The 15,905-nt window shown below is 67.7% G+C and carries 17 protein-coding genes and 1 pseudogene; 10 read left to right on the plus strand and 8 right to left on the minus strand.

Annotated elements, in window-relative coordinates:
* Positions 1-1,103, minus strand: a pseudogene (locus ACTJKH_RS14050) (transketolase); the annotation flags it as partial.
* A gap of 348 nt (positions 1,104-1,451) precedes the next feature.
* Here ACTJKH_RS14050 and ACTJKH_RS14055 point away from each other — a divergent pair.
* Positions 1,452-2,366 (plus strand): heme o synthase, encoded by a 915-nt coding sequence (locus ACTJKH_RS14055; RefSeq protein WP_372443576.1) that lies wholly within the window; start codon positions 1,452-1,454, stop codon positions 2,364-2,366.
* Here ACTJKH_RS14055 and ACTJKH_RS14060 read toward each other — a convergent pair.
* Both ACTJKH_RS14060 and ACTJKH_RS14065 read right to left on the minus strand, forming a co-directional pair.
* Positions 2,312-2,779 (minus strand): hypothetical protein, encoded by a 468-nt coding sequence (locus ACTJKH_RS14060; RefSeq protein ID WP_440737439.1) that lies wholly within the window; start codon positions 2,777-2,779, stop codon positions 2,312-2,314. The two genes, ACTJKH_RS14055 and ACTJKH_RS14060, sit on opposite strands and share 55 nt — an antisense overlap.
* Before the next feature lie 86 nt (positions 2,780-2,865).
* Positions 2,866-3,975: a COX15/CtaA family protein gene (locus ACTJKH_RS14065; RefSeq protein ID WP_440737440.1), complete on the minus strand. Its 1,110-nt coding sequence runs from the start codon at positions 3,973-3,975 to the stop codon at positions 2,866-2,868.
* Positions 3,976-4,208: 233 nt separating this feature from the next.
* Between ACTJKH_RS14065 and sufB the strand changes: the two genes are divergently transcribed.
* The 6 genes from sufB to ACTJKH_RS14095 are packed head-to-tail and all read left to right on the plus strand — an operon-like array spanning position 4,209 to position 9,425.
* Positions 4,209-5,627, plus strand: a complete 1,419-nt coding sequence (sufB, locus tag ACTJKH_RS14070) for a Fe-S cluster assembly protein SufB (RefSeq protein WP_053096457.1) — start codon at positions 4,209-4,211, stop codon at positions 5,625-5,627.
* A gap of 1 nt (position 5,628) precedes the next feature.
* The gene (gene sufD / locus ACTJKH_RS14075) at positions 5,629-6,834 is read left to right on the plus strand and encodes a Fe-S cluster assembly protein SufD (protein ID WP_440737441.1); all 1,206 of its coding nucleotides are present in this window, start codon (positions 5,629-5,631) and stop codon (positions 6,832-6,834) included.
* On the plus strand, positions 6,831-7,157 hold the full coding sequence (locus ACTJKH_RS14080) for a non-heme iron oxygenase ferredoxin subunit (protein WP_053096453.1): 327 nt from the start codon (positions 6,831-6,833) through the stop codon (positions 7,155-7,157). Before sufD ends, ACTJKH_RS14080 begins: the two co-directional genes overlap by 4 nt.
* A complete protein-coding gene (gene sufC, locus ACTJKH_RS14085) occupies positions 7,158-7,928 on the plus strand; it encodes a Fe-S cluster assembly ATPase SufC (RefSeq protein WP_210098171.1) in 771 nt (256 codons plus the stop codon).
* Between the two features lie 10 nt (positions 7,929-7,938).
* Positions 7,939-8,268 carry a metal-sulfur cluster assembly factor gene (locus tag ACTJKH_RS14090; protein ID WP_105672990.1) on the plus strand — a complete coding sequence of 110 codons (330 nt, stop codon included), beginning with the start codon at positions 7,939-7,941 and terminating at the stop codon, positions 8,266-8,268.
* A gap of 2 nt (positions 8,269-8,270) precedes the next feature.
* The gene (locus ACTJKH_RS14095; protein ID WP_440737442.1) at positions 8,271-9,425 is read left to right on the plus strand and encodes a MalY/PatB family protein; all 1,155 of its coding nucleotides are present in this window, start codon (positions 8,271-8,273) and stop codon (positions 9,423-9,425) included.
* Between the two features lie 33 nt (positions 9,426-9,458).
* Here ACTJKH_RS14095 and ACTJKH_RS14100 read toward each other — a convergent pair whose 3' ends face one another.
* The gene (locus tag ACTJKH_RS14100) at positions 9,459-10,046 is read right to left on the minus strand and encodes a TetR family transcriptional regulator (protein WP_440737443.1); all 588 of its coding nucleotides are present in this window, start codon (positions 10,044-10,046) and stop codon (positions 9,459-9,461) included.
* Positions 10,047-10,101: 55 nt separating this feature from the next.
* Between ACTJKH_RS14100 and ACTJKH_RS14105 the strand changes: the two genes are divergently transcribed.
* The 3 genes from ACTJKH_RS14105 to ACTJKH_RS14115 are packed head-to-tail and all read left to right on the plus strand — an operon-like array spanning position 10,102 to position 11,961.
* A complete protein-coding gene (locus ACTJKH_RS14105) occupies positions 10,102-10,689 on the plus strand; it encodes a biotin transporter BioY (protein ID WP_440737444.1) in 588 nt (195 codons plus the stop codon).
* Entirely contained in the window at positions 10,679-11,371 is a 693-nt protein-coding gene (locus ACTJKH_RS14110; RefSeq protein WP_440737445.1) for an energy-coupling factor ABC transporter ATP-binding protein, read from the plus strand. The genes ACTJKH_RS14105 and ACTJKH_RS14110 overlap by 11 nt, the downstream gene beginning before the upstream one ends.
* Positions 11,372-11,376: 5 nt before the next feature.
* Positions 11,377-11,961, plus strand: coding sequence for an energy-coupling factor transporter transmembrane component T family protein (locus tag ACTJKH_RS14115; RefSeq protein ID WP_440737446.1), 585 nt, complete (start codon positions 11,377-11,379; stop codon positions 11,959-11,961).
* Here the strand turns inward: ACTJKH_RS14115 and ACTJKH_RS14120 are convergent.
* From ACTJKH_RS14120 to ACTJKH_RS14135, 4 genes are all read right to left on the minus strand, one after another.
* Positions 11,908-13,224: an acyltransferase family protein gene (locus ACTJKH_RS14120; RefSeq protein WP_440737447.1), complete on the minus strand. Its 1,317-nt coding sequence runs from the start codon at positions 13,222-13,224 to the stop codon at positions 11,908-11,910. The genes ACTJKH_RS14115 and ACTJKH_RS14120 overlap by 54 nt on opposite strands.
* A 110-nt stretch (positions 13,225-13,334) precedes the next feature.
* Entirely contained in the window at positions 13,335-14,006 is a 672-nt protein-coding gene (locus ACTJKH_RS14125; protein WP_440737448.1) for a response regulator, read from the minus strand.
* Positions 14,003-15,259 (minus strand): sensor histidine kinase, encoded by a 1,257-nt coding sequence (locus tag ACTJKH_RS14130; protein ID WP_440737449.1) that lies wholly within the window; start codon positions 15,257-15,259, stop codon positions 14,003-14,005. Before ACTJKH_RS14130 ends, ACTJKH_RS14125 begins: the two co-directional genes overlap by 4 nt.
* 5 nt (positions 15,260-15,264) lie before the next feature.
* Complete coding sequence (locus tag ACTJKH_RS14135) at positions 15,265-15,885, minus strand: DedA family protein (RefSeq protein ID WP_440737450.1); 621 nt, start codon at positions 15,883-15,885, stop codon at positions 15,265-15,267.
* Positions 15,886-15,905 lie beyond the last annotated feature (20 nt).

Raw genomic sequence — 15,905 nt, forward strand, 5'->3', positions numbered from 1 at the left:
GAGACGTCCTTGCCGCTGGCGAAGACCGGGAGAGCGGACGTGATGTCGGCAGGGAGCTCCTTGGCCTCGAGGCGGTCGAGGAGCGCCTTGCGCTCGGGGTTGGCGGCGGCCCACGCGTCGAACGACGTCTGCCAGGCGGCGCGCGTCTCGGCGGCCCGGTCGGCGAGAGCACGCGTGTGGGCGATCACGTCGTCGGCGACGACGAAGTGCTCCTCGGGGTCGAAGCCGAGGACCTTCTTGGTCGCTGCGAGCTCGTCGCCACCGAGGGCGGAGCCGTGGATCTTTCCGGAGTTCTGCTTGCCGGGCGACGGCCACCCGATGATCGTCTTGAGGATGATGAGCGACGGCTTGGAGGTCTCGCCCTTGGCGGCCTCGATGGCTGCGTTCAGCTCGGCGACGTCTTCGACGTACTCGCCGGTCTTCTTCCAGTCGACGGTCTGGACCTGCCAGCCGTAGGCCTCGTAGCGCTTCGCGACGTCTTCGGTGAAGGCGACGTTGGTGTCATCCTCGATCGAGATCTGGTTGGAGTCGTAGATCGCGATGAGGTTGCCGAGCTCCTGGTGACCGGCGAGCGACGACGCCTCGCTGGTGACGCCCTCCTGAAGGTCTCCATCGCCAGCGATCACGTAGACGAAGTGGTCGAACGGGCTCGTGCCCGCCGCGGCCTCAGGGTCGAACAGACCGCGCTCGTAGCGGGCGGCGTAGGCGAAGCCGACGGCCGAGGCGAGACCCTGGCCGAGCGGGCCGGTCGTGATCTCGACGCCCTTCGTGTGGCCGTACTCGGGGTGACCCGGCGTGAGCGAGCCCCAGGTGCGGAGTGCTTTGAGGTCGTCGAGCTCGAGACCGAAGCCGCCGAGGTAGAGCTGCACGTACTGCGTCAGCGAGGAGTGTCCGACCGAGAGGATGAAGCGGTCGCGGCCGAGCCAGTCGGTGTCGGTCGGGTCGTGGCGGAGAACCCGCTGGTAGAGGAGATACGCGGCCGGAGCGAGGCTCATCGCGGTGCCGGGGTGGCCGTTGCCGACCTTCTCCACGGCATCCGCTGCCAGAAGACGGGCGGTGTCCACCGCACGTCGGTCGATCTCATCCCACTGCAATTCCGACACTGTGAAGCCCTTCTGCAACTGTTCGAGAGCGTCCGGAGAGCACGATCGCAGACCGCAACTGTGAGGGGGTGTGTGATGTGCGCCGGGCGCGCGAGTCATTTCAGCATAGCGCCGTGGTGTGACCCGTTACCCCTTCTTACAACGCGTCACCGACCCAGGAATTCCATGATCTTCGACCGTGTCGCCCGCTGGTTGGAACTGCGGATCAGATCGACTGGAACGCGGTGTCCTCCTCTCGGGCGGGTCCCTGTCATCGCCCGTCACGACTCATGAGGAGGGCGGGCCCGGCGTCCGGCGTGCCCTAGACTGGGAAACGCTGTCGTGACGCGTGTGGAGGAGGCGATCGAGATCTCGACGATGTCTGATCAGACCGTTGTGAAGAAGTCCATCGGTCGTACCGTGAAGGCGTACGTCGCCCTCACCAAGCCGCGCGTCCTCGAACTGCTGCTGGTGTCCACGGTTCCGGTGATGTTCCTGGCACAGGGCGGATTGCCCGACATGTGGCTGGTGCTGGCGACCGTCATCGGCGGCTCGTTGAGCGCGGGCTCCGCTGCGGCGTTCAACATGTACCTCGATCGTGACATCGACGCCCACATGCATCGCACCGAGAATCGTCCGCTCGTGACGGGGGAGATCACTCCGCGCGGAGCGCTCATCTTCTCGTGGACGCTCGCCGTGCTCTCGACGGTGTGGCTCTGGTTCACGACGAACTGGCTGGCAGCGACGCTGTCGGCATCCGCGATCTTCTTCTACGTCGTGATCTACACGATGATCCTCAAGCGCCGCACCGAACAGAACATCATCTGGGGCGGCATCGCCGGATGCTTCCCGGTGCTCATCGGCTGGGCGGCCGTCACCGGTTCGCTCGACTGGCCGGCGTTCATCCTCTTCGCCCTGATCTTCCTCTGGACGCCGCCGCACTACTGGCCTCTGTCGATGAAGTACAAGGATGACTACGACGATGTCGACGTGCCCATGCTCGGCGTGACCCGCAACGCCTCGCAGGTCGGCCTCCAGGTCATACTGTACGCCTGGGCGACCATCGCCTGCTCGCTGCTGCTGATCCCCATCGCGAACATGGGCCTCGTCTACACCGTCTCCGCCCTCGTGTTCGGCGGCTGGTTCATCTACGAGTCGCACCGCCTGTACAACCAGGCTGTGCGGGGGAACGAGGCGCGGCCGATGCGGGTCTTCCACGCCTCGATCACCTACTTGACGCTGATCTTCGTGGCCGTCGCGGTCGATCCGCTGCTTCCGTTCTGAGCTTCCCCGGTCTCGTCGATCTCGTCGGCTGACTCGCTGGCATCCGACAGGTCAGTCGCGCTGTGCGCGGTCGCGGAGTCGACCACGGTCTCGGCCTCTCCGGCGTCGTCCGACTCCGCGGTCCAATCGATGGGCTCCACGACGACGGGTGCGGCCGAGGGCATGAGTGCCTGCACCGCGCTGAGAGCGATCGCGATCAGGAGGCCGAGGACGCCGGCGCCCAGGAGCGCCGCGCCGACCACGACGAGCGACTGGCCCACATAGACCTCGATGCCCGTGGCGGTGCCGTCCAGCAGCGTGCTCGTCATGGTGCCGATCTGTCCGGCGATCAGCCATCCGCCGACGCCGGCCGAGGCGAGCGAGAGCACGAGGAGGAGCCAGAAGCCGATGCTGCGTGTCAGTGACTTGTTCATGTCAGCCACGGTGCACGACGAACTGATGAGCCTCTGATGTCGCAGCTATGCATCCACTGTGCCGACCATGTGACCGGCGATCGTGCTCAGTCCTGAGCGGCGACGGGCTTCTTCAGGTGCAGCACCACGACCGTGTAGGTCGCAGCGGACAGAGAGGCCAGCACCATGTGGATGCCCACGAGGAGCGGCGGGAGGCCTTCACGTGCCTGCCAGATGCCGACGCCCACCTGCACGACGATCGCGAGCACGAGCACGAGCAGCCACTTGCGCGGTTCGAGGCGAAGCGCCCACGCGGAGATCGTCAGAGCGGCGACGAGGGCGGCGAGGATGTAGCCGGGCCACGAGTGCACGTGGGCGAGGATCGTGGCATCGAATCCGTGACGGAACACGTCGGCATCACCCGAGTGGGGTCCCGAGCCCGTCGTCAGGACTCCGAAGAGGATCGTGACGGCGAGAGCGAGGCCGGTGACGTGACTGAGGATGGCGAACCACGTCGGGACGGCGCTCACGCGGGGTCCGACCGCGGCGTAGAGCCTCGCCAGGAAGGCCGCGGTGACGCATACGAGCAGCAGCGACGAGACGTAGTGGAACCCGACGATGAACGGGTTGAGGCCAGTGAGGACGGTGATCCCGCCCACGAGTGCCTGCGCGACCACTCCGACGAGGACGATCCATGCGAGGACGACGAGGTCGCGCCGCTCCGACGAGAGCCGGACCGAACGGACCATCGCCGCGATCACCGTGACGAGCAGCGCCGCCATCGCGAACGGCGTGGCGGGAAGCGAGAAGAGCGAGACGAGACCGAAGACGATCCCGGCGGCCACGATGCCGCTCGCGGCGAATCGCAGCGCGGAGAACACCAGGCCTCTGCCTCCGACTCGTGCCAGCACGAGCAGGAGGACGGCGAGTGCGATGATGCCGACGACGCCCGTCATCACCCGGTTGCCGAACTCGATGAGCCCGTGGATGCCCTGATCGGCATAGATCGGAACGAGGGACTCGGGCGTGCAGAGCGGCCACTCCGAGCATCCGAGACCCGACCCGGTGAGCCGCACGGCGCCGCCCGTGCCGATGATGATCGTCTGGGCGAGGAACGACAACCAGGCGGAGATCCGCAGCGCGCGCCCCCAGAGAGCGGCCTGCGTCGAGGGCGCGGCCGGTGCATTGGTGGGGGAGGCGATCGATGGATGGGGCATTAGTCTCTCCGAACCGCGGCGGACACGGCGAGCGGCCCTGTCTTCAGGCGGAACCTGTAGAATCGGATTGTTGTGATGAGCGCTGACCGCGCTGCACCATCACTAACAGTTTAGGCGCGATGACAGCGCCGGTGATGAGGGCCCACCAACGGCACCCGCTCCCGCAGACTCGACGGGGATCAGGTGTGTCGGGGCGGATTACACCGTTTTGGGACCTGTGAGGAGAGTGTGTGATGTCGGATGTGCTGATCGACCGCCCGGAGCTCGATGGCCTGGGGGTGTACGAATTCGGATGGCATGATGAGGACGCCGCCGGAGCGATCGCCAAGCGCGGGATCTCCGAAGAGGTGGTCCGCGGGATCTCGGCGCTCAAGCACGAGCCCGAATGGATGCTGAAGACCCGTCTCAAGGGATACCAGCTCTTCGGACGCAAGCCGATGCCGACCTGGGGCGCCGACCTCAGCGAGATCGACTTCGACAACATCAAGTACTTCGTGCGCTCCACGGAGAAGCAGGCGCAGTCCTGGGAGGACCTGCCCGCGGAGATCCGTGAGACGTATGAGCGCCTCGGCATCCCCGAGGCCGAGCGCCAGCGTCTCGTGGCCGGCGTCGCGGCTCAGTACGAGTCCGAGGTCGTCTACCACCAGATCCGCGAGGACCTGGAAGAGCAGGGTGTCATCTTCATGGACACCGACACGGCTCTGCGCGAGCACCCCGAGTTCTTCGAGGAGTACTTCGGCACGGTGATCCCGGCCGGCGACAACAAGTTCGCCGCGCTGAACACCGCCGTGTGGTCGGGCGGATCGTTCGTGTACGTCCCCAAGGGCGTGCACGTCGAGATCCCGCTGCAGGCGTACTTCCGCATCAACACCGAGAACATGGGCCAGTTCGAGCGGACCCTGATCATCGCCGACGAGGACAGCTACGTCCACTACATCGAGGGCTGCACGGCTCCGATCTACAAGTCGGATTCCCTGCACTCGGCCGTCGTCGAGATCATCGTGAAGAAGAACGCGCGCGTTCGGTACACGACGATCCAGAACTGGTCGAACAACGTCTACAACCTCGTCACCAAGCGTGCGGTCGCGCACGAGGGCGCGACGATGGAGTGGGTCGACGGCAACATCGGCTCCAAGGTGACGATGAAGTACCCGTCGATCTACCTGATGGGCGAGCACGCCAAGGGCGAGACCCTCTCGGTCGCCTTCGCCGGTCCCGGTCAGCACCAGGATGCCGGCGCGAAGATGATCCACATGGCTCCCTACACGCAGTCGTCGATCGTCTCGAAGTCGATCGCGCGTGGCGGGGGACGTGCCGGATACCGTGGCGAGGTGCGAGTGGACGCCAACGCGCACCACTCTGCGAACACCGTGCGCTGCGACGCCCTGCTCGTCGACACCAAGTCTCGCTCCGACACCTATCCGGCGATCGACATCCGCGTCGACGACGTGCAGCTCGGCCACGAGGCCACGGTCTCGAAGGTCAGCGAGGAGCAGCTCTTCTACCTCCAGTCCCGCGGCATGCCCGAGGACGAGGCGATGGCGATGATCGTGCGCGGCTTCATCGAGCCGATCGCTCGCGAGCTGCCCATGGAGTACGCGATGGAATTGAACAAGCTCATCGAAATGGGCATGGAAGGATCGGTCGGCTGAGATGACGGCCCAGACGACGACGCCGACGGCGTCGCATCATTCGAGCGCGCATGTCGACCCGGCCGCACAGGTCGCCGACGCCGGATTCGTTCCGGTGCAGACCCGTTCAGAGCGCCCGCATTCTTTCGAACCCGCTGACTTCGGCTCGCCCACGGGCCGCGAGGTCAATTGGAAGCACACACCCGTCGCGAAGCTCTCGCCCCTCTTCGAGGTCGCGGGCTCTGCGGAGGGAGTGCGCTACACGTTCGGCGCCGGCGAGCAGTACGTCTCCGCCCCGCTCGCCGCTGGCGACGCACCGCGCGGAGAGGTCTTCCTCGCCGAGGACATCACCGCGGCTGTCGCCTGGCAGGGTTCTCCCGAGGCGCTGCACATCCGCATCCCTCGTGAAGAAGAGGTCGCGGAGCCGATCCTCGTGTCGATCGACGGTCTCGGTGCCGAGCTGCGCGCCGACGCCCACATCGTGATCGAGGCGCTCGAGCACAGCTCGGCCACCGTCGTGCTCCAGCACACCGGTGCCGCGCAGTACTCGCAGAACGTCGAGATCATCGTGCGCGACGGGGCGAAGCTCACCGTCATCAGCCTGCAGCAGTGGCAGGACGCGGCTGTGCACACCTCGGCGCACCAGGCGCGTGTCGATGCGGATGCCACCCTCAAGCACTTCGTCATCAGCTTCGGCGGCGGCGTCGTGCGCGTGAACCCGAGCGTCGAGCTCGCGGGCGCCGGATCCGAGGGCTATCTCTACGGTCTGTCCTACGCCGATGCGGGTCAGCACCTCGAGAGTCAGGTGTACCTGCACCACAAGGGAGCGCACACGAAGGGCGACGTGCTCTACAAGGGTGCTCTCCAGGGCGAGGGCGCGCACAGTGTCTGGATCGGTGACGTGCTGATCGGCGCCGACGCGACGGGCACCGACTCGTACGAGGCGAACCGCAACCTGGTGCTCACCGAGGGCGCTCGCGCCGACTCGATCCCGAACCTCGAGATCGAGACCGGAGACATCCTCGGAGCCGGCCATGCCAGCGCGACCGGTCGTTTCGACGACGAGCAGCTGTTCTACCTGCAGGCGCGGGGCATCAGCGAAGAGGAAGCACGCCGCCTCGTCGTGCTCGGCTTCCTCACCGACATCGTCCAGCGCCTGGGTATCCCGGCGCTGGAGACCGAGCTGCTCGACGCGATCGAGACGGAGCTTGCCGAGGTGAACGCGTGAGCGCCGAGCGCGTGTGCGGCGTCGCGGAACTCGAGCAGGACATGCCGATCCGCGTCGAGCCCAACGGTGTCCCGATCACCGTGATCAAGGACTCCGAAGGCGTCATCCACGCCATCGGAGACACCTGCACGCACGGCGACATCTCTCTCGCCGAGGGCTTCGTCGAGGGTGACACGGTGGAGTGCTGGGCCCACGGCTCCGCATTCTCACTGCTCACCGGCAAGCCCCAGAATCTCCCCGCTTATGAGCCCGTTCCGGTCTACGTCGTCGAGATCGACGGCGACGACGTGCTCATCGACCCGACTGTGACGAAGGAAGTCTGAATGTCTGTTCTTGAAATCCGCGACCTGCATGTGACGGTCGAGACCGAGGCGGGGACCACCCCGATCCTCAACGGTATCAACCTCACCATGAACACGGGTGAGACGCACGCGATCATGGGCCCCAACGGCTCGGGCAAGTCGACCCTCGCGTACACGATCGCCGGCCACCCGAAGTACACGGTGACCTCCGGTTCGATCACCTTCGACGGCCAGGACGTGCTCGAGATGAGCGTCGACGAGCGCGCTCGCGCCGGCCTCTTCCTCGCGATGCAGTACCCGGTCGAGATCCCCGGTGTGACGGTGACGAACTTCCTCCGCACGGCCAAGACGGCACTCGACGGAGAAGCGCCGGCGATCCGCGGCTGGACCAAGGACGTCAAGGCGGCCATGGCCAACCTGCGCATGGACCCCAAGTTCGCGCAGCGCAACGTCAACGAGGGGTTCTCCGGTGGCGAGAAGAAGCGCCACGAGATCCTCCAGCTCGAGGTGCTCAAGCCGAAGTTCGCGATCCTCGACGAGACCGACTCGGGTCTCGACGTCGACGCGCTGAAGATCGTCTCCGAGGGCGTCAACCGCGCCAAGGAGTCGACCGGTCTCGGCGTTCTGCTCATCACGCACTACACGCGCATCCTCCGCTACATCCGCCCCGACTTCGTGCACGTGGTCGTCGCCGGGAAAATCGTCGAAGAGGGTGGCCCGGAGCTCGCAGACCGGCTCGAGGACGAGGGATACGACCGTTTCCTCGACCCCGCAGCCCCCATCGAGGCGTAGGCTGATTCGCATGACAGCCACCCTCACGGACGAGAAGTACGACGAGGTCACCGAGGCTCTCAAGGACGTCATGGACCCGGAGCTCGGGATCAACGTCGTCGACCTCGGCCTCATCTACGACCTCGCGTGGGATGACGAGAACGATGCTCTCGTCATCCACATGACGCTGACCAGTGCCGGCTGCCCCCTGACCGACGTGCTCGAAGACCAGACCGCACAGGCTCTGGACAACGTCGTCGATCGCTTCCGCATCAACTGGGTGTGGATGCCGCCGTGGGGCCCGGAGAAGATCACCGACGACGGCCGCGACATGATGCGCGCCCTCGGCTTCGCCATCTGAGGATGCTCGAGGTCACGGCTCTGCCCCTGGCCGAGCTTCGCGAGCGCAGCAGCGAGAAGTGGCGGGAGTATCCCGCCGACGTGCTTCCTCTGTTCGTCGCCGAGACCGATTTCCCGCTCGCACCCGCGATCTCGACGGCCCTTCACCGGGCCGTCGAGTCGGGCGACACGGGGTATGTCGCGTCGAGGACGCCGCTGGCCTCTGCGTATGCCGCATTCGCTCGGCGCAGATTCGGCTGGAGCGTCGACCCTGCGCGGATGCGCAGCACCGCGGACGTGAGCATGGGCATCGTCGAGATCCTCAGGCGCGTCACGCAGCCGGGGGAGCGCGTCGTCGTGACGCCTCCCGTGTATCCGCCGTTCTACGATCTCGTCTCGGAGGCGGGCGCCGAGGTGCAGCGGGTTCCGCTGCGAGACACGGGCACGGCGTGGGAGCTGGATCTCGACGGCATCCGCGCCGCGTTCGAGGACGGCGCGACCGCGATCCTGCTCTGCAACCCGCACAACCCCTCGGGTACCGTGCACAGCCGAGACTCTCTCGTCGCGCTGGCGGAGATCGCCGACGAGTTCGGCGCTGCCGTGGTGTCGGACGAGATCCACGCGCCGCTGGTCCAGCCCGGCACGCCGTTCACCCCGTTCCTCGACGCGGGCGACGCCGCCGAGCGTGTCGGTTACGCGGTCGTGAGCGCGAGCAAAGCCTTCAACCTGGCCGGCCTCAAGTGCGCTCTCATGGTCACGGCCGCCGATGCGACCTGCGCCGTCGTGCGCGGTCTTCCGATCGAAGTCGAGTGGCGCACCGGGCAGTTCGGTCTGCTCGCCGCGGTCGCGGCCTTCTCGGAGGAGAGCGACGAGTGGCTCGACGGTCTGCTGCGAACGCTCGACCGGAATCGTGTGCTGCTCGAGGATCTGCTGGCCGCGCGGCTCCCGGAGGCGCGTTATCGCATTCCGGATGCCGGGTATCTGGCCTGGATAGACCTCTCGGGTCTCGGCTGGGGTGAGAACCCCGCTCGTCGGATCCTGAAGGAGGCGAAGGTCGCCCTGCACTTCGGTCCCGCCTTCGGCGACGAGGGCAGGGGCCATGTGCGGCTGAACTTCGGCACGAGTCCGGAGATCATCACCGAAGCCATCGAGCGGATCGCGGCGCTCGTCGCCAGGTGACCGCGACGATGCGGGACGCAGTGCTCTGCCGGGTCACGGCCGGAGCTGTCGCTCGCTGATCCCGTCGTCGACGGTGCCTGCGGCCAGGCCGGTCACGCCCAGGTCGAAGATGCGGTCGAGGCCGGAGGTGACGTCGACGGCTTCTCCTGCGGGAAGGGCTCCATGGCTGTCGGCGTGCATGCGCTGCTGCACGAGCGTCGCGTGGCCGAGAATGAAATGCAGGAGCGCGACCGCCCGTTCGTCGGCATCCGCGGATCCCTGCCGTCGCAGGGATCGTTCGAGAGCGGCCTGCGCGTGCGAGGAACCGAGCTGCAGCGCGTACGTGCTGAGCACCAGCTCGGCTCCGTCTCGGTGGGTGAAGAGCGCATCGCGGATGCTGCGTGCGGTGGTCAGCACATCTGCAGCGTCAGAAGGGATCGTCGAGGTGATCCGGTCGGCGAGCTCTGCGAGGAGCTCCTGCTTGCTGGAGAAGTGCCAGTAGAGGGCGCTCGGCTGCACATCGAGCCTGCTCGCGATCCGACGCATCGAGAGGTCGGCGAGCCCGACCTCGTCGAGGAGCGCCAGCGCGGCACGCGCGACGCCGTCGCGATCATGGCGGGTCGAGTTGTGATCGGGACTCATGTTCTCACTATAGTGAACACCGTTCAGGTGAACAGCGTTCAGGAAGGTGTCGGACATGACGCAGCAGCGAGGCGACCTCGGTCGCGAACTGGCCAGAGTGGCGATCTTCGCCGCCCTCATCGTGGTTCTCGGAATGGTGACGATACCCATCCCCGGCGGAGTGCCCATCACCGCGCAGACTCTCGGGGTGATGCTCGCCGGCGCCGTCCTCGGCCCGCGGCTCGCGCCGCTCTCGGTCCTGCTCGTGCTCGCCCTGGCGGCCGTCGGTCTTCCGGTGCTCGCCGGAGGGCGCGGGGGCCTCGGCGTGTTCGTCGGCCCCACAGCCGGGTATCTGCTTGGGTGGGTGGCCGGAGTCGTCGTGATCGGACTGATCGTGCATCGAGGCAGGCTCACCTGGTGGCGCATCGCGCTCGGAACGGTGATCGGCGGCATCCTGGTCGTCTATCTGTGCGGGATCCCCGTGACGGCGTGGGTACTCGGCCTCGACCTGACCACGACAGCTGTGGCGGCTCTCGTGTTCCTCCCGGGGGATCTGCTCAAGGCGGCAGCTGCCGTGGCCCTGACGCTCGCGCTGCGGCGCGCATACCCGAGGGCATTCGGCTCTCGCGGCTCTGTCTTGTCGGCACCCGTCCGTGCGGTCTGAGACGAGCATCCGGCGGATCGCGCTCGACGGTGTGATCGTCGAGCGCGACGGTCGGCGGATCCTCCGCGACGTCAGCGTCGATCTCACGGCGCGGCGTATCGCGGTCATCGGCGCGAACGGATCGGGCAAGTCGACCTTCGCGCGGCTGCTCAACGGACTCGTCACGCCGACGTCCGGGAGCGTGAGCGTGTGCGGCCTCGACACTCGACGTGACGTCGCGGCGCTGCGTCGACGCGTCGGCTTCGTGTTCACCGATCCGCAGGCTCAGATCCTGATGCCGACACCGGCTGAGGATCTCGCGCTGTCGCTGCGGGGCCTGCCCCGGGCCGAGGTCGATGCGCGAGTGACCGCCGCACTCGCCGAACACGGACTCACGGATGGTGCGGATGTCGCCGCGTCGGACCTCTCCGGTGGTCAGAAGCAGCTCCTCGCACTCGCATCGGTGCTGATCACGCAACCGGAGCTGATCGTCGCGGATGAGCCGACGACGCTCCTCGATCTGCGCAATGCCGCGCGCATCGCGGACCTCCTGCTCGCGCAGACGGCGCAGGTGGTCATCGTCACGCATGATCTCGAGCTCGCAGCGCGCTGCGATCAGGCGGTGCTGTTCGACGACGGAGCCGTCGTGGCCGCCGGTGAGCCGGGTGTCGTGGTCGCCGCCTACCGAGACCTGAGCCGATGATCCAGATGTACAGGCCGGGCACGAGCATCGTCCATCGGATGTCTGCGGGGGTCAAGCTCGCGATCTTCGCCGCGCTCGCGATCGGTCTGTCTGCCTATCCGCACGACGGCTGGAGCATCGGCGTCACCCTGATCGGCACGTGCGCCCTCTTCGCCCTCGCTCGTCTGCCGATTCACGTGCTGGCCGCTGAGGTGTGGCGTCTCCGTTGGCTCGTACTCGTACTCGGAGCAGCGCTGTGGATCTTCGTCTCGCCGCTCGCGGCCTGGCTCAGCACCGCACGTGTCCTCTCGCTCGTGCTGCTCGCCTCGTTGCTCACCATCACGACGCGGATGGGCGATCTGCTCGGCGTGCTGCACAGGATGCTCCTGCCGCTGCGCCGCCTGGGTGTCGACGCCGACGCCGTCTCGATGACGATCTCCCTCACGATCACGATGATTCCCGTCGTGGCATCGTTCGCCGGCGAGGTCAGGGACGCGCAGCGGGCACGAGGGGTCCGGCTGAGGGTGCGAGGTGTCGTGCCGCTTCTCGTCCGCACGCTACGCCACGCGGACGATGTGGGCGACGCTCTTGCCGCTCGCGGTCTGGTGTGACGGTCTCGCCAGTCGCAGCGCCCAGAGCATTCCGATCACGGCGACGGTCGCAGTCGGCACGGTCGTTCCGAGCACCAGCAGCAGGACCACAGCCGTGAGCCCTGCTACCACAGCGCCGATGACGCGGCGAGGCGACTCCGCCAGCACGGGAGACGGCCGGGTCTCGACGCGGGCGAACGCGACCGCGACCGCAGCGGTGAGGGCCAACGCTGTCGCGAGCCAGACCGGACGGGAGAGCCACCAGGCGATGCTGCTCGGTTCGGGGAGCGCCAGGCCCGTGACCAGCGCTGCCGCAGCCGAGAACCCGGCCATGCCGAGAAGCACGGGCATGTGCCAGAGGTAGATCGTCATGGTGCGACGGTTGACGAACGCGGCGAAGGCCGCCGCCCGCGGCCGGCGGCTGAACGCCTCGATGCGGTCCCGGAACAGCGACACGGCGCTCAAGTGCACGGCGCCGACGAGCAGGAGCGCTCCGGTGGGCGGGTTGATGTTGGCGATGAGGTCGGGGAGGTAGACGCCGCCGATGAACGTCGCGACGAGCGCTGTCGCCGCCGCTGCGCCGCAGACGATTCTGCAGCGCCTGCTCAGTCGCTCTATCGTTCTGTCCGCGAGGAAGAATCCGGTCTGCTGCAGTGCGAGCCATACGAAGGCGAGGTTCAGGAACCCCAGACCGTCCACGCCCGTCAGCGCTCGGAGCCCGTCGACAGCGAGTGATGCCGCCACCAGCGCCGCCAAGGTCGACCTGGGGGCCCTGCCGTGCGCGGCCGCCAACATCGGGAGCAGGGCCTGACAGAGCAGGAAAACCCCGAGGAACCAGAGTGGCTGACCGTAGCGGAACCCCGCGACCACCACGAGCTCTGCCGGCACTCCCGCGAGGCTCAGCATCGCGAGCGCGGTGCCCACGATCCCGATCGCGAACACAGCCGGCCGGAGGAGTCGGTGCACGCGAGCGGCCACGAAGCCGGATGCGGTGCTGCCGTGCTCTCTCTGCCGCTGGTGGGCGAGGAAGCCGGCGAAGCCGCCGATGATGAAGAACAGCGGCATGACCTGCAGCATCCAGCTCACCGGCACGATCCACGCGGTGCCGTCGCTGGCGTTCTCGAAGACGGGGGCGTCATCGATGACGGTGACACCCACCATGATCGCGTGCAGCAGCACGACGCCGACGACGCAGAGTGCACGCAGGAAGTCGATCGCGGTGTCTCGACCGCCCGGCAGCGGACTCGGCTGAGCGGTGAGCGGGGATGCCTCGACGATGGTCATCGTTCCTCCTCGGATGGGGTGTCCGAGGAGCGTACGAAGACGGTGTCGGGTGGGGGATCAACCCATGGGGCTGTCCGTACCCCTACCGCGGGGTGATCTCTCGCCGACGGTCACTGCGCGGGCTCGACGAGCCCGGTGTCGTACGCGAGGATCACGGCGTGCACGCGGTCGCGCAACCCGAGCTTGGCGAGAACCTTGCCGACGTGGGTCTTGACCGTCTGCTCGGCGATGAAGAGGTCGCCCGCGATCTCGCTGTTGGAACGACCGCGGCCGATCAGCACCAGCACCTCGCGCTCGCGTTCGGTGAGGTCGGCCAGAGCGGCGGCGGCCCGAGGCGTGCGCGGCCGACGGCCGGCGAACTGCTCGATCATCCGCCGCGTCACGCTCGGCGCGAGCAGCGCGTCGCCACCGGCGACCACGCGCACCGCGTGGACGAGCTCTTCGGGGAGGGCATCCTTCAGCAGGAACCCGCTCGCACCGGCCTCCAGCGCGTCATAGACGTAGTCGTCGATGTCGAAGGTGGTGAGCATGAGGATGCGCGGCACATGGGCTGCGGGATACCCGGGTCCCAGGATGCGCCGGGTCGCCTCGATGCCGTCGAGCTCGGGCATCCGCACGTCCATCAGGATGACGTCGGGGTCGAGGCGGGCGGCGAGGGTGACGGCTTCGGCGCCGTTCGCCGCCTGACCAGCGACGCGGATGCCCTCGTGGGCGTCGAGGAGAGCAGCGAAGCCCGCTCTGACCATGGCCTGGTCGTCGGCGATCAGGACGCTGATGGTCACGGGGTCTCCTCCAGGGATGCAGTGGTGCGGGTGTGCCGATCCGGGTCGTGGAGTGGCAGCGAGGCCGCCATCTCCCAGCCTCCATCGGTCGTCGGCCCGGCCGTGAAGCTGCCCCCGAGCAGTTCGACGCGCTCACGCATGCCGCGGAGTCCGTATCCGCCGCCGGTCGGCGCAGGCGGTGCGGAGGCGCGGCCGTTGCGTACGCGGATGCGGACCGCGTCGGCATCCGCCTGCACCCGGACGGTCACCGCTGCCCCCGAGGCGTGCCGCACCGCGTTGCTCAGAGCCTCCTGCGCGATCCGGAACGCGGCGATCTGCACGGCCTGCGGCGCGTCGGCCGCGGCGCCGGTGATCTCCAGTCCGACGGTGACTCCCGCCCGTCGTATGGTGTCGACGAGTGCGGGGATGTCGTCGATGCGCTGCTGCGGGGCGAGCTCGGCCGTCTGATCCTCGGTGCGCAGGACGCCGAGCATCCGTCGCATCTCGGTGAGGGACTCCCGGGCGGTCGCCGCGATGCTGTCGAACTCGGCGGACGCGGCGTCGCCGATCTCGGGAAGACGGTATCGCGCCGTGGACGCCTGCACCTGGATCACCGACATGCTGTGCGCGATCACGTCGTGGAGCTCACGGGCGATGCGGGTGCGCTCCTCGACGAGTGCGCGGCGCGACTCTTCGAGCGCGGAGTGCTCGCGCTCGCGCGTGAGCTCGGCCGACACGCGCACCCGGCCGGCGACCAGGATGGCGACCAGGAACATCGCTGCGGCGACCGAAGTGGTGACGATCAGGTCGGCGGTCGCGCTGCCCGCAGTGGGCGCTGTGGCGACGATCTCCGGGCGCAGCAGGGGAGACGTGAGCGAGAGGATGGCGCCGATCAGGAGAGGAAACGCGCCGAGCCTGGCGCCGTGCATGAAGGTCACGACACCGACGAACAGCACGAAGGTCAAGAGCGCAGGCACCGACCACGGCCACGGCGACTCGGTCGCGAGCGTCGGTACGACGAGCAGGGGAAGTGTGAAGGCGGACGCGCAGAACGCCGCGATCGCCCATCGGGGGTGGGTCAGCGCCAACAGCGGCGATCCGCAGAGCGCGGCGCCCAGAATGAACGACAGGGGGAGGGACGTGCCGTAGAGAACCGTGTGGATCGGCACCAGCACGGCGAACAGCACGAGGCACGCAGCGCCGAGTGCCGCCAGGGCGGCGGTGCGGCGGTTGATGCGGGAAGCGCGCGCGGTGCGCGGCCGAGGTCGTGCCATGACTGTCATCCTGCCAGTTGCGCAACGGGTGCATGTCGTCGGCGGATGGCCATGACTCGGTCGATGATCAGCCCGATGGCGAGTGCCACGACGATCCCGATCCCGGCGCTGACCAGTGGCTGATCGGTGACCCACGAGCCGGCCAGCAGCCCGATCACGAGGCTCAGTGCACTCCAGCTGATCCCCGCCACGATGCTCAGGGGCACGAACCGCCGCCAGGGGAAGTGCAGGGCGCCCGCGGACATGTTCACGGCGACCCGGCCGACCGGGATGTAGCGGGCACCGAGGATGAGGGCGGCGCTGCGATCGTGGAGTGCGCGCTCGGCATGGGCGAACGTGGAGGCCACGCGGGGACGCCGCATCCAGGCCCATCTGGTGGTACCCAGCCGGCGCCCCAGCGCGAAGGCGATGTTGTCGCCGATCGCAGCCCCGAGGGCGGCGATCAGGCCGAGCGGCACCAGCGCCCAGAATTCTCCCGTCGACGCGAGCACCGCTGCCGCGGCCACGAGCACGGTCTCACTCGGCACGGGTGGGAAGAACCCGTCGACGACGGTCACCGTGAGCAGGACGAGGTAGAGCCAGGGCGACGAGACGGTCTGCAGAATGAGGTCGTTGATAACATCCACCCCAGAAGGCTAGGAAGCAG

This window comes from Microbacterium sp. 22215, assembly GCF_052045655.1.
Classification (GTDB): domain Bacteria; phylum Actinomycetota; class Actinomycetes; order Actinomycetales; family Microbacteriaceae; genus Microbacterium; species Microbacterium phyllosphaerae.

Bases quoted from the DNA above. Each gene is read 5' to 3' on its own strand.
- ACTJKH_RS14060 (WP_440737439.1), bottom strand. From the start codon at position 2,779: ATGAACAAGTCACTGACACGCAGCATCGGCTTCTGGCTCCTCCTCGTG.
- ACTJKH_RS14065 (WP_440737440.1), bottom strand. From the start codon at position 3,975: ATGCCCCATCCATCGATCGCCTCCCCCACCAATGCACCGGCCGCGCCC.
- sufB (WP_053096457.1), top strand. From the start codon at position 4,209: ATGTCGGATGTGCTGATCGACCGCCCGGAGCTCGATGGCCTGGGGGTG.
- sufD (WP_440737441.1), top strand. From the start codon at position 5,629: ATGACGGCCCAGACGACGACGCCGACGGCGTCGCATCATTCGAGCGCG.
- sufC (WP_210098171.1), top strand. From the start codon at position 7,158: ATGTCTGTTCTTGAAATCCGCGACCTGCATGTGACGGTCGAGACCGAG.
- ACTJKH_RS14090 (WP_105672990.1), top strand. From the start codon at position 7,939: ATGACAGCCACCCTCACGGACGAGAAGTACGACGAGGTCACCGAGGCT.
- ACTJKH_RS14095 (WP_440737442.1), top strand. From the start codon at position 8,271: ATGCTCGAGGTCACGGCTCTGCCCCTGGCCGAGCTTCGCGAGCGCAGC.
- ACTJKH_RS14100 (WP_440737443.1), bottom strand. From the start codon at position 10,046: ATGAGTCCCGATCACAACTCGACCCGCCATGATCGCGACGGCGTCGCG.
- ACTJKH_RS14105 (WP_440737444.1), top strand. From the start codon at position 10,102: ATGACGCAGCAGCGAGGCGACCTCGGTCGCGAACTGGCCAGAGTGGCG.
- ACTJKH_RS14115 (WP_440737446.1), top strand. From the start codon at position 11,377: ATGTACAGGCCGGGCACGAGCATCGTCCATCGGATGTCTGCGGGGGTC.
- ACTJKH_RS14120 (WP_440737447.1), bottom strand. From the start codon at position 13,224: ATGACCATCGTCGAGGCATCCCCGCTCACCGCTCAGCCGAGTCCGCTG.
- ACTJKH_RS14130 (WP_440737449.1), bottom strand. From the start codon at position 15,259: ATGGCACGACCTCGGCCGCGCACCGCGCGCGCTTCCCGCATCAACCGC.